21 protein-coding genes and 1 pseudogene are annotated in these 19,686 nt (G+C 72.7%); 12 read left to right on the forward strand and 10 right to left on the reverse strand.

Features of this window, described 5'->3' with window-relative positions:
* Nucleotides 1–32 precede the first annotated feature (32 nt).
* Complete coding sequence (locus FHS88_RS07775) at nt 33–311, forward strand: hypothetical protein (protein ID WP_184483236.1); 279 nt, start codon at nt 33–35, stop codon at nt 309–311.
* On the opposite strand, the gene FHS88_RS07780 is transcribed toward FHS88_RS07775, so the two are convergent.
* Genes FHS88_RS07780 through FHS88_RS07790 form a run of 3 tightly spaced genes read right to left on the reverse strand, consistent with a single transcriptional unit; the run spans nt 305 to nt 2,843 of the window.
* Nucleotides 305–991 carry a tellurite resistance TerB family protein gene (locus FHS88_RS07780; RefSeq protein WP_184483238.1) on the reverse strand — a complete coding sequence of 229 codons (687 nt, stop codon included), beginning with the start codon at nt 989–991 and terminating at the stop codon, nt 305–307. The genes FHS88_RS07775 and FHS88_RS07780 overlap by 7 nt on opposite strands.
* A 41-nt stretch (nt 992–1,032) precedes the next feature.
* Nucleotides 1,033–1,794 (reverse strand): SDR family NAD(P)-dependent oxidoreductase, encoded by a 762-nt coding sequence (locus tag FHS88_RS07785; protein ID WP_184483240.1) that lies wholly within the window; start codon nt 1,792–1,794, stop codon nt 1,033–1,035.
* On the reverse strand, nt 1,791–2,843 hold the full coding sequence (locus FHS88_RS07790) for a ketopantoate reductase family protein (protein WP_211842784.1): 1,053 nt from the start codon (nt 2,841–2,843) through the stop codon (nt 1,791–1,793). The genes FHS88_RS07785 and FHS88_RS07790 overlap by 4 nt, the downstream gene beginning before the upstream one ends.
* A gap of 79 nt (nt 2,844–2,922) precedes the next feature.
* Between FHS88_RS07790 and FHS88_RS07795 the strand changes: the two genes are divergently transcribed.
* On the forward strand, nt 2,923–3,789 hold the full coding sequence (locus tag FHS88_RS07795; RefSeq protein WP_246419608.1) for a DMT family transporter: 867 nt from the start codon (nt 2,923–2,925) through the stop codon (nt 3,787–3,789).
* Here FHS88_RS07795 and FHS88_RS07800 read toward each other — a convergent pair.
* On the reverse strand, nt 3,761–4,201 hold the full coding sequence (locus FHS88_RS07800; RefSeq protein ID WP_184483242.1) for a gamma-glutamylcyclotransferase family protein: 441 nt from the start codon (nt 4,199–4,201) through the stop codon (nt 3,761–3,763). The two genes, FHS88_RS07795 and FHS88_RS07800, sit on opposite strands and share 29 nt — an antisense overlap.
* On the opposite strand from FHS88_RS07800, the gene FHS88_RS07805 reads away from it, so the two are divergent.
* Together FHS88_RS07805 and FHS88_RS21195 are read left to right on the forward strand one after the other, a co-directional pair.
* Entirely contained in the window at nt 4,200–5,183 is a 984-nt protein-coding gene (locus tag FHS88_RS07805) for an MBL fold metallo-hydrolase (protein WP_184483243.1), read from the forward strand. The two genes, FHS88_RS07800 and FHS88_RS07805, sit on opposite strands and share 2 nt — an antisense overlap.
* Complete coding sequence (locus FHS88_RS21195) at nt 5,180–6,583, forward strand: L-lactate permease (protein ID WP_184483245.1); 1,404 nt, start codon at nt 5,180–5,182, stop codon at nt 6,581–6,583. The genes FHS88_RS07805 and FHS88_RS21195 overlap by 4 nt, the downstream gene beginning before the upstream one ends.
* 323 nt (nt 6,584–6,906) lie before the next feature.
* Here the strand turns inward: FHS88_RS21195 and FHS88_RS07815 are convergent.
* A pseudogene (locus tag FHS88_RS07815) lies at nt 6,907–7,521 on the reverse strand (TerC family protein); the annotation flags it as partial.
* A gap of 163 nt (nt 7,522–7,684) precedes the next feature.
* On the opposite strand from FHS88_RS07815, the gene FHS88_RS07820 reads away from it, so the two are divergent.
* The 6 genes from FHS88_RS07820 to FHS88_RS07845 all read left to right on the forward strand — a co-directional run bounded on the left by FHS88_RS07820 (nt 7,685) and on the right by FHS88_RS07845 (nt 13,275).
* Nucleotides 7,685–8,659: a DctP family TRAP transporter solute-binding subunit gene (locus tag FHS88_RS07820; RefSeq protein WP_184483250.1), complete on the forward strand. Its 975-nt coding sequence runs from the start codon at nt 7,685–7,687 to the stop codon at nt 8,657–8,659.
* Between the two features lie 138 nt (nt 8,660–8,797).
* Nucleotides 8,798–9,772: a DctP family TRAP transporter solute-binding subunit gene (locus FHS88_RS07825; RefSeq protein WP_184483252.1), complete on the forward strand. Its 975-nt coding sequence runs from the start codon at nt 8,798–8,800 to the stop codon at nt 9,770–9,772.
* A 69-nt stretch (nt 9,773–9,841) separates the two neighbouring features.
* Nucleotides 9,842–10,429 carry a TRAP transporter small permease gene (locus tag FHS88_RS07830; RefSeq protein WP_184483254.1) on the forward strand — a complete coding sequence of 196 codons (588 nt, stop codon included), beginning with the start codon at nt 9,842–9,844 and terminating at the stop codon, nt 10,427–10,429.
* Entirely contained in the window at nt 10,426–11,703 is a 1,278-nt protein-coding gene (locus FHS88_RS07835; RefSeq protein ID WP_184483256.1) for a TRAP transporter large permease, read from the forward strand. The genes FHS88_RS07830 and FHS88_RS07835 overlap by 4 nt, the downstream gene beginning before the upstream one ends.
* Nucleotides 11,700–12,347: a DNA-3-methyladenine glycosylase family protein gene (locus FHS88_RS07840; protein ID WP_184483258.1), complete on the forward strand. Its 648-nt coding sequence runs from the start codon at nt 11,700–11,702 to the stop codon at nt 12,345–12,347. The genes FHS88_RS07835 and FHS88_RS07840 overlap by 4 nt, the downstream gene beginning before the upstream one ends.
* Nucleotides 12,348–12,420: 73 nt before the next feature.
* Complete coding sequence (locus FHS88_RS07845; protein WP_211842646.1) at nt 12,421–13,275, forward strand: metallophosphoesterase; 855 nt, start codon at nt 12,421–12,423, stop codon at nt 13,273–13,275.
* Nucleotides 13,276–13,295: 20 nt separating this feature from the next.
* On the opposite strand, the gene FHS88_RS07850 is transcribed toward FHS88_RS07845, so the two are convergent.
* Nucleotides 13,296–14,318: a polyprenyl synthetase family protein gene (locus FHS88_RS07850; protein ID WP_338146463.1), complete on the reverse strand. Its 1,023-nt coding sequence runs from the start codon at nt 14,316–14,318 to the stop codon at nt 13,296–13,298.
* Between the two features lie 78 nt (nt 14,319–14,396).
* Between FHS88_RS07850 and FHS88_RS07855 the strand changes: the two genes are divergently transcribed.
* Nucleotides 14,397–14,609 carry a putative signal transducing protein gene (locus FHS88_RS07855; RefSeq protein ID WP_184483262.1) on the forward strand — a complete coding sequence of 71 codons (213 nt, stop codon included), beginning with the start codon at nt 14,397–14,399 and terminating at the stop codon, nt 14,607–14,609.
* A gap of 106 nt (nt 14,610–14,715) precedes the next feature.
* Nucleotides 14,716–15,465 (forward strand): tRNA1(Val) (adenine(37)-N6)-methyltransferase, encoded by a 750-nt coding sequence (locus FHS88_RS07860; RefSeq protein ID WP_184483264.1) that lies wholly within the window; start codon nt 14,716–14,718, stop codon nt 15,463–15,465.
* A 397-nt stretch (nt 15,466–15,862) separates the two neighbouring features.
* On the opposite strand, the gene FHS88_RS07865 is transcribed toward FHS88_RS07860, so the two are convergent.
* From FHS88_RS07865 to FHS88_RS07880, 4 genes are all read right to left on the reverse strand, one after another.
* Entirely contained in the window at nt 15,863–16,144 is a 282-nt protein-coding gene (locus tag FHS88_RS07865; RefSeq protein ID WP_184483266.1) for a hypothetical protein, read from the reverse strand.
* 99 nt (nt 16,145–16,243) lie between these two features.
* Nucleotides 16,244–16,918 carry an SCO family protein gene (locus FHS88_RS07870; RefSeq protein WP_184483268.1) on the reverse strand — a complete coding sequence of 225 codons (675 nt, stop codon included), beginning with the start codon at nt 16,916–16,918 and terminating at the stop codon, nt 16,244–16,246.
* A 372-nt stretch (nt 16,919–17,290) separates the two neighbouring features.
* Nucleotides 17,291–18,343: a ribonucleotide-diphosphate reductase subunit beta gene (locus FHS88_RS07875; protein ID WP_184483270.1), complete on the reverse strand. Its 1,053-nt coding sequence runs from the start codon at nt 18,341–18,343 to the stop codon at nt 17,291–17,293.
* Between the two features lie 310 nt (nt 18,344–18,653).
* Nucleotides 18,654–19,619: a Bug family tripartite tricarboxylate transporter substrate binding protein gene (locus FHS88_RS07880; RefSeq protein WP_184483272.1), complete on the reverse strand. Its 966-nt coding sequence runs from the start codon at nt 19,617–19,619 to the stop codon at nt 18,654–18,656.
* Nucleotides 19,620–19,686 lie beyond the last annotated feature (67 nt).

Raw genomic sequence — 19,686 nt, forward strand, 5'->3', positions numbered from 1 at the left:
AAGGCGCGGTGCAACAACGGGAGAATGCCGAGATGGCACCACGCCGGACCATCCTGCTGGGCGCGCTCGCGGCCCTCGGGGCCTGCATCACGGGCGCGCCCGCCGCGCGGGCGGAAGCCGGGTTGACGCTGGCGCAATTCGTGCCGGAGCGCCCCCATTATGCGCCGCGACCGCATTACGGAAGGCCGCCGCCGCGCCGGCGGCAGGTGTGCTGGACGCAGCAGAGCCGCGCCTTCGTCGGCTACGACCGCTACGGCCGGGCGGTCTACCGCTACGTGCCGCAGCGCGTCTGCCGCTGGCAGTACTACTGACCGAGCGCCGCCGCGGCCTGCTCGTCGAGTTGCGCCACCAGCCCCGACGGCAGCCGCAGCCGGTGCGCCAGCGCCTCGAGCCAGGCGCGCTCGGCCGGGTGGTCGGGGTCGATGGCGAGGCGCGCGGCGAGGTAGAGCTCCGCCGCCTGTTCCTGCGTGGCGGCGCCGGCGGCGATCTCGTCGAAGCTCGGCGGGCGCTGCAGCAGCTCGAAGATGAAGCCCTTCGCCTCGGCATCGAGGCCGAGGCGGTCCACCTGCGCGAAGATCGTCGCGCGCTCGGCCGCATCCACATGGCCATCCGCCATCGCGGCGCCGGCCATGGCGCGGATCAGCGCGAGCTGGAACTCGGGCGCCGTCGCGGCGAAGGCGGGCGGCGGCAGCGCGGGCGGCCCGGCGGCCGCGGGCGCCGCGGCGGGCGGCGTGCCCTGCTGCCAGCCCTGCCAGGCCCGGTAGGCCAGCGCGCCGAGCGCGGCCGCGCCGCCATAGCCGATGGCGCCGCCGGCCATCCTGCGGACCTTCTTGCTCCCGAGCAGCAGCGCGAGCAGCCCGCCCGCGGCCGCGCCGCCGAGCATGGCGCCGGTACTGCCGCCGAGCGCGCCGCGCGCGCGATCGGCGAGGTTGCCCGCGCCGGCGGCCGCATCGGGGCCGAGGAAGCGGTCGAGAAGGGCTTTCGGATCCATGCGCGGCAGGTCGTGACGCGCCGCGCCCGCTTCAAGGCCGGCTACTTGCCGCCGTCCACGCTGATCACCTGCCCGTTGATGTAGCTCGCCATCGGCGAGGCGAGGAACAGCACGGCATTGGCGATGTCCTGCACCTCGCCCAGCCGGCGCAGCGCGATCGAGGCGAGCAGGCGCGCCTGGCCCTCCGGACCATAGGCGGCCCATTGCCGCTCCGTCGCCGGATTCGACAGGACGAAGCCCGGCGCGACGCTGTTCACGGTGATGCCGAACTGGCCGAGCTCGTGGCCGAGTTGCCGCGTCAGGCCGATCAGGCCGTGCTTGGCGCTGGCATAGGCCTGGATGCCGGTGCGCGAGGGCTGCAGCCCCGCGCCGCTGCTGATGGTCACGATCCGCCCCGCGCCCGCGCGCTTCATGCCCGGCACCACCGCCTGGCACAGCGCGAAGGCGGCATGGAGGTTGATGTCGAGGATGGCGTGCCAGTCGGCCTCGGGCACCTCCTCGATGGGCCGGCCGACCTGCCCGCGCACGCCGCCGGCATTGCAGACCAGCACGCCGACGGGGCCCTCGGCCTTCGCCTCGATCTCCCTGATCCAGCCCCTCGCCGCGCCGGGCGCGGTCAGGTCGAAGGCGCTGGTGTGGATGGCGCCGGGATGGTCCGCGGTCTCCTCGAGCTCCGCGGCCGAGAGGTCGCAGGCGAAGACCTGCGCGCCGAGCGCGGCGAAGGACTGCGCGATGGCGCGGCCGAAGCCGTGGCCCGCCCCGGTCACGGCAACCGTCGTGCCGGTGAAGTCGTAATCCCTCATGGCGCCATCAGCTCCGTCAGGTTGGCGTCCGACATCGGGCGCGTGCCGGCCTCGCATTCGTGGATCATGGCGACGAGGCGCGCCGTCGCCGGGCAGGCGATGCCGCGCCTCGCGCCGATCGCCGCGATGGGCGCGATCTGCACATCCACCTCGGTGCGGCGCCTGCGCACCCAGAGATCCCGCCACACGCCGGAATGCGTCTTGGCGTTGGGGCGGTTGAACGCGACCATGGCGGCGACGGAGGCCGCCGCCTGCGCCTCGGTCGCGCCGGGCGAGAAGGCCGCGGGGTCGAAGCCGTTGAAGCCGAGCGGCGTCACGCCTTCCGCGCGCGCGACCGCGATCGCCTCCCCGCCCAGGGCGCGCCACAGCGGGAGCAGTTCCGGGCGCGCGAGGCAGTCCGCGATGCCCTTTTCCCCCAGCGCCTGGGCGAAGAGCATCGCCCCGTAGCCGAGCTTGCCCCAGAGATAGCCCCAGATGTTGTCGGTGACGATGGCGTTCGGCTCGAAGGCGTCGCGCAGCAGCGTTTGCAGCGCGGCAAGGCGCGGCGTGGTGGCGCCGTCGAGTTCGCCCAGCACCAGAGCGCCGCGCCCGCCATACATGATCCGCCCGGGCCCGTGCCAGTCGGCGGAGAAGTTCACGAAGCAGCCCATGGTGCGCTCGCGCCCGACGATGGGGGCGATGATGCTCTCGCACAGACCGTTCTGCAGCGAGAGCACATAGCCGTCGCCGGCGAGGTGCGGCAGCAGGGCGCGGCACGCCTCCTCCGTATGGTGCGCCTTCACGCAGAGGAAGATCCGGCGGTAGGTGCCCTTCACCGTCGCCGGCGTGAAGGCGGGTGCGACGATGCGGTGCGGGTCCACCGGGCCTTCGATAACGAGCCCGCGCGCCGGGTCGGCGATGGCGGCGACGTGATCGGCCTCGATGTCCACGAAGACCACCGCGTGCCGCGCGCGCACCAGCGCGGCGCCGATCGTGCCGCCGATCGCCCCCGCGCCCCAGACCAGGATGGGGCCGCGGTCCACCGCCGCCGCATGATCCGTCCGCTCCATCGCCCGCCCTTCCCGCCTGGACGGCGCGGCCGCCCCGCCGCACCATCGGCGCACGCTACGCCGGAGGCACCTTTCGTCAATGCTCTCGGGACTGTCCGGCAATCTCCGCGGCGGCGCGCTGATGGCGGCCGCGGCGGTGCTCTTCGCCGCCGAGGCGCTGGCGATCCGCTGGATGACCGCGCGCGGCGTGCCGGTCGAGGTGCAGGTCTTCTTCCGCTCCCTCGGCCAGTTGTTCTGGGTGGCGCCGATGATCGCGGCGAGCGGGCTTGCCGTGTTCCGCACGGCGCGGCCTGGGCTGCACCTGCTGCGCGGCGCCTCCTCGCTGCTGACCTGGGGGTTCTACTACGCCTCCTTCGGGCCGCTCGACCTCGCCACCGCGACGGTGCTCTCCTTCACCAACGTAATGTTCACCACACTGCTCGCGGGGCCCGTGCTGGGCGAGCGGGTGGACCGCTGGCGCTGGGCCGGCACCATCGCGGGCTTCATCGGGGTCGCGGTGATGCTGCGGCCGGGCACCACGGTCTCGGCCTTCGGCGTCGCGCTCGCGCTCGCCTCGGCGATCACCTGGTGCGGCATCACCCTCTCCTCGCGCGTGCTGGCGCAGATCGACCGCAACACGACCATCATGGCCTGGGTGGGGCTGGTGACGACCGCCGGCTCCCTGCCCTTCGCCATCGCGGCCTGGGTGCCGCTCGGCCTGCCGGAGATCGCGATGCTGCTCGCGGTCGCTGGCTTCGCGCCGGGCATCATCTGGCTGATCACGAGCGCCTACCGGCACGGCGAGGCCTCGGCCATCGCGCCCTTCCAGTATCTGCGGCTGATCGTGGTCGCGCTCTTCGGCTGGGCGGTGTTCCACGAGGTGCCGGATGGCTGGACTTGGCTCGGCGCGGCGGTGATCCTCGGCGGCGCCGTGGTGGTCACGATCGCGGAGGCGCGCCGCCGCTGAAGCCCGAGGCCGCGATGGCCGCCTCGAGCGGCGCGAGGTCGAAGGCGAAGTCGCGATAGCCGTCGCGCAGGCGCTGCACGTATTCGGCCGCGGGCGGGCCGGGGCGGCGGCGGATCTCCATGTAGGTCCAGGCCATGCGGCCATCGGGCAGCGCGATGCGCGTGCGCTCGTAGGTGTGCGGCCCCTCATGGCCGTCCAGCGCCGCGAGGTCGGCCGCCGTGACGCGCCAGAGCCCGACCGGGCAGGCGGCGTCGGCGGCGCGCTCGATCAGGGCGAAGCGCCGCAGCACGAGGCGCCAGCCGGGCAGGAGCAGGCTGCCCGCGACCACCGCATCGGGGCAGCGCCGTCGCATCTGGTCGTGCCAGAGGTTGCTGCCATAGGCTGCGTAGGGTTCAGGGAGATACTCAGGCATGCAGGCGCCCCCGCCGGTGGACCGGATCGAGATAACCGTCCTCGTGGACAACGTCACGGACACGCTCTCCTCCACGCCGCCCTTCGTGACGCGGGAATGGACGCGGCTGCAGCGCATGGGGATGAAGCGCAGCTCGGGCGGGGCGATCTGCTGCGCCAATCACGGGCTCTCGCTCGTCATCGCGGTGGAGGCGGGCGGCGAGCGCCGCACCATCCTCTTCGACGGCGGGCCGGTGGACTACGCGGTGGAGCGCAACGGCACGCGGCTCGGCGTGCCGTTCGGCGCCATCGAGGCGATGGTGCTCTCGCACGGCCACTGGGACCACGCCGGCGGGCTGCCCAAGGCGATCGAGATGGTGCGCGCGGCCAATGGCGGGCGCGCAGTGCCGCTCTGCCTGCATCCCGGGATGCCGCGCGAGCGCGGCTCGCGCCAGCCCGATGGCGGCGTGCTGCCGATGGACCGCGTGCCCGCGCCCGAGGGCTGGGCCGCGATGGGGGCGGAGCCGATCGTCACCACCCAGCCGCTCGTCATCGCCGGGCATGTGCTGGTCAGCGGCGAGATCCCGCGCGTGACGGCCTACGAGACGGGCCTGCCGGGCCAGGTGACGCGCAGCGCCGAGGAGGCGCCCTGGACCGCGGACGAATGGCTGGAGGACGAGCGCTTCATCGCCGTGCACCTGCGCGGCAAGGGGCTCGTGGTGTTCTCCGCCTGCTCGCATTGCGGCATCGTCAACGTGCTGCACGAGGCGCGGCGGCTGATGCCCGGCATCCCGCTGCTCGCGGTGATGGGCGGCTTCCATCTCTCGGGCGCCAATGAACGCATCATCCCCGAGACCGTCGCCGATCTCGGCGGCTTCGGGCTGACCTGGATGTTCCCCTCCCATTGCACGGGCTGGCGCGCGCTGAACGCGCTCGAGCGCGCCTATGGGGAGGCGGTGGTGGTGCCCGGCGCGGTCGGCAAGACCTTCCTGCTCGAGGCGTGACTCTCCTTCTCCAGGCGGCACCGCTGCTGGTGCTGCTCGGCCTGCTGCTCACGGGGCGCGCGGGGCCGCTCGGGGCGGTGCTGGCCGCGCTCGCGGCCTCGCTCGTCGCGGCCTTCGTCTCGCTGCCCGCCGGGACGGGCTTGGGCGGCTTCGTCGCGGCGGAGGCGCTGCGCGGCGCCTTCCTCGCCAGCCAGCCCGCGGCCGTCGTGCTCGGCGGCCTGCTGTTCCACGCCGCGGTCGAGGATCGCCGCGCGGATGCCGCGCCGCGCACGCCCGAGCCGCGCGCCATCTTCACCGCGACGCTGCTGATGGGCGTCTTCATGGAGAGCGTGACGGGCTTCGCCGTCGGCGCGGTCTTCGCGCTCGCGGCGCTGCGCGGCATGGGCCTCGGCGGGCCGCCGGCGGCGGCGCTGGCGCTGCTCTCGCTGTGCCTGATCCCCTGGGGCGGGCTCGGCCCCGGAACCGCGCTCGGCGCCGCGCTGGTCGGGCTGCCGGCGCAGGAGATCGCGGCGATGACGGCGCTGCCCAATGCCGCCTGGGTCATGCTGCTCGGGCCGGTCTGCTGGCGCCTCTGCGCCGCGGCGGGCGTGCCTGTCCCGCCGGCGGAGCGGCTCGCGCAGGCGGCGATGCTCGGGGCGATGGCGGGGATCCTGGTGCTGGGCCACCGCGTGCTGCCCTTCGAGATCCTCGGCATCCTCGCCGCGGGCGCGCCGCTGCTCTATGCGCTGTGGCGCGCCGATCCGCCGCGCGACGCGGGTGGCTGGCGCCGGGCGGGGCGGGCGATGGCGCCCTACCTCCTGCTCACCGCCGCGCTGCTCGCCGCCCGCGCAGTGCCCGATCCGCCCGCCTTCGCACCCTACGCCAACCTGCCGCCCTTCCCGCTCACGCATGTCGCGGTGGTGCTGGCGGCGGTCTCGGCGGGGCTGATGCTGCTCCGCGCCGACGCGCTCGCGCGCACGCGCGGGGCGCTCGCGCGCGCCGGGCGGCCGGCGCTGGTGCTGCTGCTCTACGTGCTGCTGGCGCGCGTCATGGCGGGCAGCGGCGCGACGGCGGCGCTGGCCCACGCCTTCGCGGCGGCGCTGGGCGGCGCGGCGCCCTATGCGGTGCCGGTGCTCGGGCTCGTCGCGGGCATGGTGACCGGCAGCAATGTCGGCTCCAACGCCGCGATGATGCCGGTACAGCAGGCGCTCGGGCTGGCGGCGGGGATGCCGGCGCTTCTCGCGCCGTCGGTGCACAATTTCGCAGGCGCGGCCGGGGCCGGCATGTCCTTCGGCGTTACGGCGCTGGTCTGCGGGCTGCTCGCCGATGGCACGCGGCCGCCGCAGGTCTGGAGGCTGCTGCTGCCCTCCATGGCGGCGGTGCTCGCCCTGGGCTGGGCGGCGGTGCTGCTGCTGCGCTGATACCCGGCGGACAAAGGTCGATCCTTGGTGCGCAGGGTGTCAGGATCTGCTTCCGCGCGCGGCCGCCCCACGAGCCCCGCGCGCCATACCGGCGGGTGAAAGGCCGAACCTTTCGCCCGCTGGCATGCGGCGGCGCGTCAGGCCGCGCCCCGCCGCGTGGCGTCGCGCACCGCCCCACCGACCGCCGCGGCTATGGCGGAATAGAGCGCCACCTGCAGGACGCTCGCGAGCACCCAGAGCCAGACCGGGAAGACGCCCGCGATCGCCGGCACCAGGAAGCCGAGGGGCAGGAACAGGTAGGCATAGGCCTCCGGCACCGCATGGGCGACCTGATGCGTGCCCTCGTAGATCATCTTCAGAGCGACATAGAGGATGATGAGCAGCCCGAACCAGCCGATCCAGCGGTGCTGGTCGAGCAGCCGGGCGATGAAGCTCGCCGCCACGCCCATCAGCACCACCGAGATGGCAAGGCCGATGGCGAGGATGATCGGATGCTCCTTCGCCGCGCCGGCCACCGCGAGCACGTTGTCGAGGCTCATGGAGACATCGGCGACCACGATCTGCGTGATGGCCTGCCGCAGGGTCTTGCGCGGCGCGGCCGCCGCATCCGCCTCGCCATCCGGCGCGGCGGCCTCCGCCTCGTCGTGGCCGCCGCCCTCTCGCAGTTCGCGGTACATCTTCCAGCAGACCCAGAGCAGCAGCACGCCGCCCGCGAGCACGATGCCGACGACCTGGAGCAGCTGGACGGTGACGGAAGCGAAGGCGATGCGCAGGACGGTGGCCGCGCCGATGCCCCAGATGATGGCCCGGCGCCGCTGGTCATCCGGCAGGCCCGCCGCAGCCATTCCGACCACCACGGCATTGTCGCCGGCCAGGACGACATCGATGAACAGCACCATCGCAAGCGGCTGGAGCCATTCGGGCAGGAGTTCGAGCATCGGGCGGCGGCCTCGTCAGCGGCTGGCTTGCCCGGCTTTCTTTTGTGGTGGGGATATCAGGCGGGAGGGCGGGCAGGCAACCCCACCCCGATGCCGGCGGCGTTGCCGTCCGCGCAAGGGGCCGCTATCTCCCGCGCAACCCCCGAACGGAGGATCAACGCCCATGACCATGACCCGCCGGCTTGCCCTCGCCGCCGCGCTCGCCGCCCCGCTGGCGGCGGGGCCCGCGCTCGCGCAGACCACGATCACGCTCCAGCACGCGCTGCCCGCCACCAGCCATTACGGTGCCGGCGCGGCCGCGTTCAAGGAAACGCTCGAGCGGCTGACGAACAACCGCCTGCGCGTGACCGTGCAGCGCAACGACAACGAGCGCGAGATGATCGAGAGCGTGCAGATCGGCACGATCGACTGCACCATCACCTCGACCGGGCCGGTGGGCAACTTCGTTCCCGCCGTGCGCGTGGTGGACGTGCCCTTCCTGTTCCGCGACTACCCCCATGCCCGCGGCGTTCTCGACAGCGAGATCGGCCAGGGGCTCCTCCAGCAGTTCAGCGCCCGCGGCCTCGCCGGCGTGATCTGGATGGAGAACGGCTTCCGCCACCTCACCAACTCGCGGCGGGAGGTGAACAGCCCCGCCGATGTGCGCGGGCTGAAGGTGCGCACGATGGAGAACCAGGTGCACATGCGCGCCTTCCAGACGCTCGGCGCGCTGCCGACGCCGATGGCCTTCAGCGAACTGGTCCCGGCGCTGCAGCAGGGCACGGTGGACGGGCAGGAGAACCCGATCCCGGTGATCGTGGCCAACAACCTCAACCAGGTGCAGCGCTTCCTGACGCTGACCGGCCACGTCTATTCGCCGGCCGTGCTGATCTGCAACCCGGGCACGCTCGGCCGCCTCTCGGCCGCCGACCGCGCGCATTTCCAGGAAGCCGCCCGCGCCGCGCAGCGCGCCAACCGCGAGAAGGTGAGCGCCGACGAGGCCTCGGGCGTCGAGGAGCTGCGCCGCCGCGGCATGCAGGTGGTGACGCAGGTGGACACCGCCGCCTTCCAGACCGCCCTCGCCGCCGCCTTCCAGCAGTATGAGCGCGAGCTCGACGGCGCCCTGCTGCGCCGCATCCGCGACTGGCGGCCGAACTGATCCCGGCTTCCTGGCCATAATCGCGGCGTTCCGCACAACAACGAGGCACAGAGGGCCCGGCACCGCAGGCACGATTGCCAGCGGCGCCGGCGCCCGGCTAACTGCGCCCCCCAATCAACACGGAGGGAACACGACACCATGACCATGACCCGACGGCTGGCGCTCGCCGCTGCTTTCGCGGCGCCGCTTGCCGCAGCACCCGCCCTGGCGCAGCCCACCATCACCGTCCAGCACGCGCTGCCGGTCAACAGCCACACCGGCGCCGGCGCGGCGGCCTTCAAGGAAGCCTTCGAGCGGCTGACCGGCGGGCGCTACCGGGTCGTCACGCAGCGCAACGACAACGAGCGCGAGATGATCGAGAGCGTGCAGATCGGCACCATCGACTGCACCTTCACCTCCACCGGACCGGTCGGCAACTTCGTGCCGGAAGTCCGCATCTTCGACGTGCCCTTCCTCTTCCGCGACGCCGCCCATGCGCGCGGCGTGCTCGATTCCGAGATCGGCCAGCAGGTCCTCGCCCGCTTCCAGGCGCGCGGCCTCTACGGCGTGATCTGGACCGAGAACGGCTTCCGCCACCTGACCAACTCGCGGCGCGAGGTGAACAACCCCGCCGATGTGCGCGGCCTCAAGCTGCGCACCATGGAGAACCAGGTGCACATGCGCGCCTTCCGCGAACTGGGCGCGCTGCCCACACCGATGGCCTTCAGCGAACTGGTTCCGGCGCTGCAGCAGGGCACGGTGGACGGGCAGGAGAATCCGATCTCGGTCATCCTGGGCAACAACCTGAACCAGGTGCAGCGCTTCATGACGCTGACCAACCACGTCTATTCGCCCTCGGTCATGATCTGCAATCCGGCCACGGTGCAGCGCCTCTCCGCGGCCGACCGGGCGCTGTTCATGGAGGCGGCGCGGGCCGCGCAGCAGGCGAACCGCGCGCGCGTCACCGCGGACGACACGAACGGCGTCGAGGAACTGCGTCGCCGCGGCATGACGGTGGTCACGCAGGTGGACACCGCCGCCTTCCAGCAGGCTCTGGCGCCGGCCTTCGCCGAGTGGGAGCGCACCATGGATGCCGCCCTGCTGCGGCGCATCCGCGACTGGCGGCCGAACTGAGGCCGGCCTGACCGCGCGGCGGGGCTGGCAGCCGCGCCGCGCGAATCCCTGGGGGATGCGATGAATGCGATGAACCTGCTGCCGCTGCAGGTCACCGGGGCGGCCACGCTCGCCACGGTCGGCCTCGCGCTCTGGGCGGGCTCGGGCGATGGCGCGCGGGCCGCGATCCGGCGCGCCGTGCTGGTGCTCGACCGCTACGCGACCGGCGTCGCGACGCTGGTCGCGAGCTTCGCCCTGATCCTCGCGGTCGCGGCCGGCGCCTGGCAGGTCGTCGCGCGCTTCGCCACCAACACCCCCTCCATCTGGTCCGAGGCGCTGGTGCGCACGGCGCTGATCTGGATGGCCTTCATCGGCGTCGCGGTCGCGCTGCGCGCGGGCGCGCTCGTCTCGATCGACGTCGCCCACCGCTACACGAGCGGCGCGCTGCGGCGCGCGCTGGAGGCGGCCTCCCTCGCCGCCGTGCTCTCCATGCTGGGGGTGATGTTCTGGTTCGGCTGGATGATGGCCGAGCGGGTGAAGTTCCAGGAGATGGCGGGACTCGAGGTCTCGATGTCCTGGGGCTACGCCGCCATTCCGGTCGGCGCGGTCTTCGCGATGATCGGCGCGGTCGCGCATTTCCTCGACCGGCGTGTGTCCGAGCTGGAGAACGCGACATGAGCGGGACCATGCTCACGGTGATGCTGGTGCTCTTCGCCATCAGCGTCCCGGTCGCCATCGGCATCGGCATCGCCGCGATCGTCGGCATCGCCGGCTACACGAACTTCCCGCTGATCGTCGCCGCGCAGCAGCTCTTCGTCGCGCTGGACAAGTTCCCGCTCGCGGCCATCCCCTTCTTCATCCTCGCGGGCAACCTGATGGAGGTGGGCGGCATCTCCCGCCGCCTCGTGGAGTTCGCGCGCTCGATCGTCGGCGGCATCCAGGGCGGGCTGCCCGCGACCTGCGTGGTCACCTGCATGATCTTCGCGGCCATCAGCGGCAGCTCCGTCGCCACCACCTTCGCGATCGGCGCCATCATGATCCCCGCGCTGGTGCGCGCGGGCTACCCGGTGGGCTTCGCGGCGGCGCTGCAGGCCACCTCGGCCGAGCTCGGCGTCGTCATCCCGCCCTCGATCCCGATGATCCTCTACGGCGTGACGACGCAGGTCTCGATCCCGGAGATGTTCATCGCGGGCTTCGGGCCCGGCATCCTGATCGGCGGCGCGCTGATCGCGACCGTGCTCGTCTGGTGCCGCATCAAGGGCTGGGGCAAGCAGGACGGGGTCGGGCGCCTCGGCTTCCTGGCCGCGACGCGGCAGGCCGGCTTCGCGCTGGTGATGCCGGTGGTCGTGCTCGGCGGCATCTACGGCGGCATCACCACGCCGACCGAGGCCTCGGTCGTCGCCGTGGTCTATGCCCTGATCGTCGGCATCTTCATCCACCGCGAGATCGGGCTGCGCGACCTGCTGCCCATCTTCCGCAAGTCGGTCATCAGCAGCGCGGTGATCCTGTTCATCATCGCCTGCGCGGCGGTGTTCTCCTGGCTGCTGAACCGCCAAGGCGTGCCGGACGCCGCCGCCGCCTGGCTCGCCACCTCCTTCGACAGCGCCGGGCTCTACCTGCTCGTGGTCAACGCCTTCCTCTTCGTCGTCGGCATGTTCGTCGAGACCTCGGCCTCGATCATCGTGCTCGCGCCGATCCTGCAGGAGGCCGCCCAGCGCGTCGGCGTGGACGGGGTGCATTTCGGCACGATCATGGTGGTGAACCTCGCCCTCGGCATGATCACGCCGCCCTTTGGCGTGAACCTCTTCGCCGCGGCGCAGGTCGCGGGCTGCGGGGTGGAGGCGATGATGCGCTACCTCGGCGTCTTCATCCTCGTCATCATCGCCTGCCTGCTGACCATCACCTATGTGCCGGCGATCTCGCTGACGCTGCCGCACCTCGTGTTCCGATGAGCCTCGGCACGCCGGAGGCGCTCAGCCACCTGCGCCGGGACCCGGCGCTGAAGCGCGTGATCCGGCAGGTCGGCCCTTGCACGCTGAAGCCGGCGCGCCGCCAGCCCTACGAGGCGCTGGTGCGCGCCATCGCCCACCAGCAGGTCCATGGCCGCGCTGCGGAGGCCATCCTCGGCCGCTTCCTCGCCTGCTGCCCCGGCCCCGGCTTCCCCGCGCCGGAGGCCGTTCTCGCCCTCAGCCCCGAGACGATGCGCGGCTGCGGGCTCTCGGCCAACAAGGTGCTCGCCATCCGCGACATCGCCGAGAAGGCGGCCGCCGGCATCGTGCCCAGCCGTGCGGCCGCACGGCGGCTGAGCGACGAGGCGCTGATCGAGCGCCTCCTGCCGTTGCGCGGCGTCGGGCGCTGGACGGTCGAGATGCTGCTGATCTTCACCCTGGGGCGGCCGGACGTGCTGCCGGTGGACGATTTCGGCGTGCGGGAGGGCTATCGCCTCGCCGCCGGCCTGCCGGAACAGCCGCGGCCGAAGGCGCTGGCGGAGATCGGCCTCGCCTGGGCCCCCTACCGCACCACCGCCGCCTGGTATCTTTGGCGGGCGGCGGACCTCGCGAAGGAAGGCCGCTTCAGGCCACCGCAGGCGCTGTGAGGGCCGCGCCGCATCGCGCCGCCCTCGCGCCACGATGGCGTGCTGCCTTCCGCCCATGATCGGGCGGCGCGGCATGCTGATCGGGGCCGGGGCGATGGCCGCGGGCGGGGCGGGGCTTGCCGCCTGGGGCTTCGGCATCGAGCCGCATTGGCGCCTCGTGGTCCAGCGCCATCGCCTCACGCCTGCGGGCTGGCCCGCCGGGCTGCTGCTCAGGATCGTGGCGCTGGCCGACCTGCACGCGGGCGCGCCGCTGATGGACGAGGCGCGGATCGAACGCATCGTCGCGGCCGCCAATGCGCTGGCGCCGGACATCGCCGTGGTGCTCGGGGATCTCGGGCCGTCCTCGCGCTTCGTCGCGCGCGTGCTGCCGCATGCCGATGTCGCGCGCCGGCTCGGCGCGCTGCGCGCGCGCCTCGGCGTCTTCGCGGTCAACGGCAACCACGACTGGTGGGAGGACGGCGAGGCGATGATGCGCGGCCGCGGCGCCGTGCCGGCGGTCACGCGGGCGCTGGAGGCGGCCGGCATCCCGGTGCTGCGCAACACCGTGCTGCGCGCGGGGCCGGTGATCCTCGGCGGGCTCGAGAGTTCCTGGGCCCTCGGCGTCGGGCGCGGTGCGGCGGACCTGCCGCGCCTGCTCGGGCAGGTCACGGGGGATGCGCCGCTCATCCTCCTCACGCACGAGCCCGACATCTTCGCCGCCGGCATCCCGCGCGCGGCGCTCACGCTGGCGGGGCACACCCATGGCGGGCAGGTGCGGATCCTCGGCTGGTCGCCGCGCGTGCCCTCGCGCCACGGCAACCGCTATGCCTGGGGCCATGTGCGCGAAGGCGGGCGCGATCTCGTGGTCTCGGGCGGGCTCGGCATCTCGACGCTGCCGGTGCGGTTCGGCGTGCCGCCCGAGATCACGCTGGTCGAACTCGGCGCCTGACGCGCGGCGCCGCGGGCGCGTCAGCGCGCGCGCTCGATGCAGAATTCCACCACCGCCGAGAGGGCGCGCTTCTCCGGCCCGTCCGGGAAGGGGGCGAGCGCCGCCTGCGCCTGGTCGCCATAGAGCCGCGCACGGGCGATGGTGTCGGCAAGCGCGCCGTGCCGCCGCATCAGCGCCTGCGCCTCGGCGAGATCGGCCTCGGTCTGCTCCCGCTCCTCGAGCGTACGTCGCCAGAAGGCGCGCTCGGCCTCGTCGCCGCGCGCGAAGGCGAGCAGGACGGGCAGCGTGATCTTGCCCTCGCGGAAATCGTCCCCGACCGTCTTGCCCAGCGCGGCCTGGTCGGCGCTGTAGTCGAGCGCGTCGTCCACCAGCTGGAAGGCGACGCCGAGGGCCATGCCGAACGCCCGCAGCCGCGCCTGCGCGGCGGGCGGCTGCTCGGCGACGACGGCGCCGACCTCGGTCGCGGCGGCGAAGAGCGCTGCGGTCTTGCCCTCGATGACCTGCAGATACTGTGCCTCGGTGGTCGAGGTGTCGTTCTGCGTCATCAGCTGCAGCACCTCGCCCTCCGCGATGATGGCGGAGGCGTCGGAGAGGATGCGCAGCACCTCGAGGCTGCCATCGGCGGTCATGAGCTGGAAGGCGCGGGAGAACAGGAAGTCCCCGACAAGCACCGATGGCTTGTTGCCGAACAGCGCGTTGGCGCTGGCCTGGCCGCGGCGCAGCGCGCTCTCGTCCACCACGTCGTCGTGCAGCAGCGTCGCGGTGTGGATGAACTCGACGCAGGCGGCGAGCCCGATGTGCCGCTGGCCGCGATAGCCGCAGAGCCGCGCGGCGGCGAGCGTCAGCAGCGGCCGCAGCCGCTTGCCGCCCGCGGCCACGATATGCGCGGCGAGTTGCGGGATCAGCGCGACCTCGCTCTGCATCCGCTCGATGATGACGCGGTTGCAGGCCTCCAGGTCGTCGCGCACCAGCGCCGTGAGCGCGGAGAGCGCGTCCTCGGCCTTTCCCGGGGCGGTGTCGCGCGGCCTGGCCGATGCGCTCACGCTTGCTCTTCTCCTCTTGCGGCGCGCACCATAATGACCGCCCGCCAGGGCGGCAAGTGCAGGAAAATCAAGGGAATCATGCGCGTCATCGCGATCACCACGGACCCGGTCAGGCTGTCCTTCCTGCGCGCGCTGCTGGCCGATGCGCGGATCGAGACGGTCGTGCTGGACGCGCATATCAGCGCGGTGGAGGGCGGCATCGGCGCCTTCCCCCGGCGCCTCGCCGTCGCGACCGAGGACGAGGCGCGGGCGCGCGCGGTGCTCGCCGAGGCGGGCGAGGCGGAGGCATGATGCCGCGGCGCATCCCCGGCGCGCACGGGCGGCGCGATCGCGCCGCCGCGCGCTTCCCGGCGGCGCGCTTGGCATGAGCATCCCGCAAGGGAGCGGCCCCGTTGCCATGGCGGATGGACCCGGCAGCGACGCGACCACCGAGGACCGGCTGCTCGGCGGGCGCGTCCTGCTGCGGCAGCCGAAGCGGGGCTTCCGCGCCGGGCTCGACGCGGTGCTGCTCGCCGCCTTCGTTCCCGCCCGTGAGGGTCAGCGGGTGATCGAGGCCGGCTGCGGGAGCGGCGCGGCCTTCCTCTGCCTCGCCGCGCGCGTGCCGGGGCTTGCGGTCACCGCGGTCGAGCGCGAGGCGGCGATGGCGGCGCTCGCCCGCGGCAATGCCGCGGCGAATGGCTGCGCGGCGAATGTGGTCGAGGCGGACATCGCCGACCCGGCCGCGGCGGCCGGCCTGCCGCCCTGCGACCACGGCTTCGCCAACCCGCCCTACTGGCCGGGCGGCACGCCGCCGCCGGGGGGCCTGCGCCGGGCCGCAACCCATGAGGGCGGCGCAGCGCTTGCGGCCTGGGCGCGCTTCCTGGCGTCACGGGTGAAGCCGGGCGGCACGGTGAGCCTCGTGCTGCCCGCCGCGCGCTTCGATGCCGGCGCCGCGGCGCTGCGGGAGGCGGGCTGCGGCAGCATGGTGCTGCTGCCGCTCGCGCCGCGCGCGGGGGCCGAGGCGAAGCGGGTCCTGCTGCGCGCCCGCAAGGGCGGGCGGGGACCCGGGCGGATCCTGCCGGCCTTCGTGCTGCATCGGGAGGATGGCGGGTTCACCCCGGAGGCCGAGGCCGTCCTGCGGGACGCCGCGGGGCTGGCGGCCGGCTGATGCCCGGCGGGCGCGAGACGATCCCTGCTCCATAGAGCGTCAGGCCCGGGCCTTGCGAGGCGTGACCCCACGGAGTGCGCCGGGAATGGCGCGCTAAGGCGATGGACCCCGACATCGCGCAAGGTGCAGGCCGCCCATGGAACGGGGCCTGGGCGGCGTCGCCTGGGGCTTGCCAGCATCCACGGCCGCCCATCCGCCGGGAGAGGACGGCACGTATGGTTGGGCGGGGATCGTCGCCGGCGCGCCCTCATGCGCGGGCAGGGCGGGACGCGCGCCAGCACGACAAGGCACACGGATGGCTCGGCCTCCGCGACCGGATCGGAACAGCGCACCGGAGCAGCAGCGCGAACCATCGGGCCGGCCAAGCCCGCCGAGACCGATCCCGGCGAAGGCGCCGCTACTGGTCCTTCACCTCGGGATGGCGCAGCAGCCACAGCCGCTCATGCGCCGCAACCAGGCTCTCGAGGTTCTTGCGGCGATTGGCGTCGGGCGAGGACGGGCGGCGCGTCAGCATCATCTCGAGGATGCGCAGCAGTTCCTCGGCCACCTCGAAATCCGACTGGTCGCAGGCGTGGTGGAAGGCGATCAGGATCTTGTCGGACAGGCGGCGGGTGTGGCGCGGCGCGGTCGCCGCACCGCGCCCGTTCTCGCCGGCGCTGCCCTGGTCATCGAACGCCATGGTCCACCTCCACGGTCCAGACCGCCGCGGCCGCCCGGGCCGGCGCGATCGGACGATGCAGAGAATACCGATCCGGCGCCGGTTGCGGAACCCCGTGTCTCATAAAGCGCGAAGTTGCGCGCTGACCGCGGCGGCAATCGCCTCAGGCGTGGTCTCGGGGCGAAAAAGGCTCCTCACGCGACCGTCAGGTCCCACGAAATAGATGAATGAGGAGTGATCCATCAGGTAGTCGGTCGAATCGCGCGGCCTGACCTTGGCGTAATACACGCGATAGGCGCGCGCGGCGGCCGCGACCTGCTCGGCGCTGCCGGTCAGGCCGATCATGCGCGGGTGGAAGCGGGAGACATAGTCCGCCATCGCCTCCGGCGTGTCGCGCTCGGGGTCGATGCTGATGAAGACCGGGGTGACGCGCTCCCCCGCCGGGCCCATGGCGTCGAGGGCGGCGGCAATGGTCCCGAGCTCGGTCGGGCAGACATCGGGGCAATAGGTGAAGCCGAAATAGACCAGCAGCGGGCGGCCGGCGAAGTCGCGCTCGGTGACCGTGCGGCCGGTATGGTCCACGAGCGTGAAGGGCCCGCCGAGCATCACGCCCTGCGCGAGCTGGACGCCGCCGGCCGAGGGCGCGGGCATCTCCGCCCCGGTCAGCGCGGCGATGCGGCGCAGGAAGGCGTCGGCGACGGATTCTCCCGGCGCGCGGCCGAACCAGGCCGTGGCCCAGACCCCGCCGAGCAGCAGGACGAGGACGAGGGAGACGATGCGGATGGCGCGGGTCATGGTGCGGCGCAGATACGGGCCGCCCGATACGGCGCGCAAGGCTGCCCGGCGCATGGCTGGCACGACCGGCGGCCCCGGCTTGTCGTCGAGGCGGGGTGAAGGGAGGCGGCGGCGCGGGAACCGACCCGGCAGCCCAAGGCAGCGGCCCCCCGGCCGCCGGGATCGGCGGCGAACCGCACCGGCAGGCTAAGCGCCGGGTCGTTCGCGCGGGTCTGGCGGCGCCGCCGTCCGGCGGACCGGGAGCGGAGAACAGCCGGGCCCGGGACAGCCCGCGCGCGGCGGGCATCAGCCCTTCATGCCGCGGATGGCGGCCGCTCCGGCCCCGCCCGCGGGACGAAGGGGCGAAAGGTCAGACCCTTCGCCCGCGCCGGATCAGTGGCGCACGCCCTCGATCGCGCCCTCGGGCTGGGGCGAGGTGAAGACGGAATCGGCGAAGGCCTCCTCCCAGGTGCCGGAGGTGCTGGCCTTGGAGTATTCGGTCGCGCGGTTCTCGAAGAAGTTGGTGTGCTCGACCGCGTTCAGCATCTCGTCGAGCCAGGGCAGCGGATTCTTCTCGATGTGGTAGAGCGGCTCGAGGCCGAGCTGCTGCAGCCGCCGGTCGGCGATGAAGCGGATGTAGCGCTTGGTCTGCTCCGCATCGAGGCCCTGCACGCCGCCGAGCTCGAAGGCGAGGTCGATGAACGCGTCCTCGTGCTCCACGATGGTCGCGCAGATCAGGTAGAGGTCGCGGCGCAGCTCCTCGGTCCAGATCTCCGGGTTCTCCTGCACGAAGGTGCGGAAGAGCCGGATGACGGAGAGGCAGTGCAGCGTCTCGTCGCGCACCGACCAGGAAACGATCTGCCCCATGCCCTTCATCTTGTTGAAGCGCGGGAAGTTCATCAGGATCGCGAAGGAGGCGAAGAGCTGCAGCCCCTCGGTGAAGGCGCCGAAGGCGGCGAGCGTCTTGGCGATCTCGGTCTTGGAATCGACCGAGAAGGTCTGCATGTAGTCGTACTTGTCCTTCATCTCCTTGTACTTCAGGAACGCCGTGTACTCGATCTCCGGCATCCCGATGGTATCAAGGAGGTGGGAGTAGGCCGCGATGTGCACCGTCTCGATGTTGCTGAAGGCCGACAGCATCATGAGCACTTCCGTCGGCTTGAACACCTGGGAATAGTGCTTCATGTAGCAGTTGTTCACCTCGACATCGGCCTGGGTGAAGAAACGGAAGATCTGCGTCAGCAGGTTCCGCTCGGCCTCGGTCAGGTTCTTCTGCCAGTCCTTCACGTCATCGGCCATCGGCACTTCTTCCGGCAGCCAGTGCAGGCGCTGCTGGGTCAGCCAGGCGTCATAGGCCCAGGGGTAGCGGAAGGGCTTGTAGACCGGGTTGGAGGTGAGAAGGTCGAACTTCACCGGCAGTTCGTCGGTCGCGATGCCATCGGCCATGAGCCACTCCCCCAGGATCGGTGCTGCTGGACGCGGAACCTACCATGTCTGGTGGCCCCGGCAATCATCCGCCGCTAGATCTTGTGGGGCATGGCAAGGCCGCAAGGGGCGCGCGGCGACTCGCGGCCAGGCCGCGCGCGCGAGCGCAGCGGGCGGACGGTCGGAACCGTCGCCCGCCGGCCTTATGCCCTGCGGACAAAAGATCGACCTTTGTCCGCAGGGCATTAGGTTTTGGTTCCGCGCGCGGCCGCCCCACCAGCCCCGCGCGCCATACCAGCGGGCGAAAGGTCAAACCCTTCGCCCGCTGGTATTACTCCACGCGGATGCCCGCCTCGCGCGCAACCACCATGTTCTCCGCGAGCTCTGCGCGGATGCGCCGGTCGAAGGCCTCGGGCCCCTCGGCCAGGATGACGCCGCCGGTGTCCACGATCCGCCGGGCGATGGCCGGGTCCTGCAGCAGCCCGATCACGTCGCGCGCGACGCGCTCCACGATCGGCCGCGGCAGGCCCTTCGGCCCGATGAAGCCGTACCAGGGGCTGGTGTCCGGTATGCCCATGCCGAGTTCGTCGAGCGTGGGCACGCCGGGCAGCACCTCGGCCCGGCGCGGCCCGCCGATGGCGAGCGGGCGCAACTGCCCGTCCCGCGCGAGCCCGATCGCGCCCGAGAGCGTGCTGAAGGTCGCCTCCACCCGCCCGGCGACGACCTCCTGCAGCGCCGGGGCGGCGCCGCGGAAGGCGACGACGGTGACCTCGATGCCGACCTTGCGGCGGAACATCTCGGTGGCGAAGTGCCCGGAGGCGCCATTGCCCGAGGTCGCGAAGCTCATCCCCGGCTGCCGCCGCGCCGCCGCCACCAGCTCCTCCGCGCTGCGGAAGGGCGAGTTCCGCCCGACGAACAGCACGGTCGGCGAGGCATAGAGGTTCACGATGGGCGTGAAGTCGTTGAGCGTGTCGTAGGGCAGCCGCGCATGGACGGCCGCGTTGCTCGCATGCGTGCTGGCGGCGAGGAACAGCGTGTAGCCGTCGGCCGGGGCGCGCGCGACCACCTCGGAGGCGATGATCTGGCTCGCCCCTGCGCGGTTCTCGATGACGATGGGCTGGCCCCAGAGGCGGCTCAGCGGGTCCTGCAGCAGCCGGCCGCCGAAATCCGTCGGGCCGCCGGCGGGATAGCCGATGATGACGCGGACCGGCCGCTCCGGCCAGTTCGACTGGGCGCGCGCGCCGCTCGCGATGACCGAGGACGCCCCCAGAAGGGCAAGGTGCCTTCGCTTCAGCATGAACCATCCTCCCGCGGCCCTGATCTCCTTGCCGGGCCTCGCGCGAGGCTAGCCTGCCGCGCGCGCG

Source organism: Neoroseomonas alkaliterrae (assembly GCF_014199195.1).
Classification (GTDB): domain Bacteria; phylum Pseudomonadota; class Alphaproteobacteria; order Acetobacterales; family Acetobacteraceae; genus Neoroseomonas; species Neoroseomonas alkaliterrae.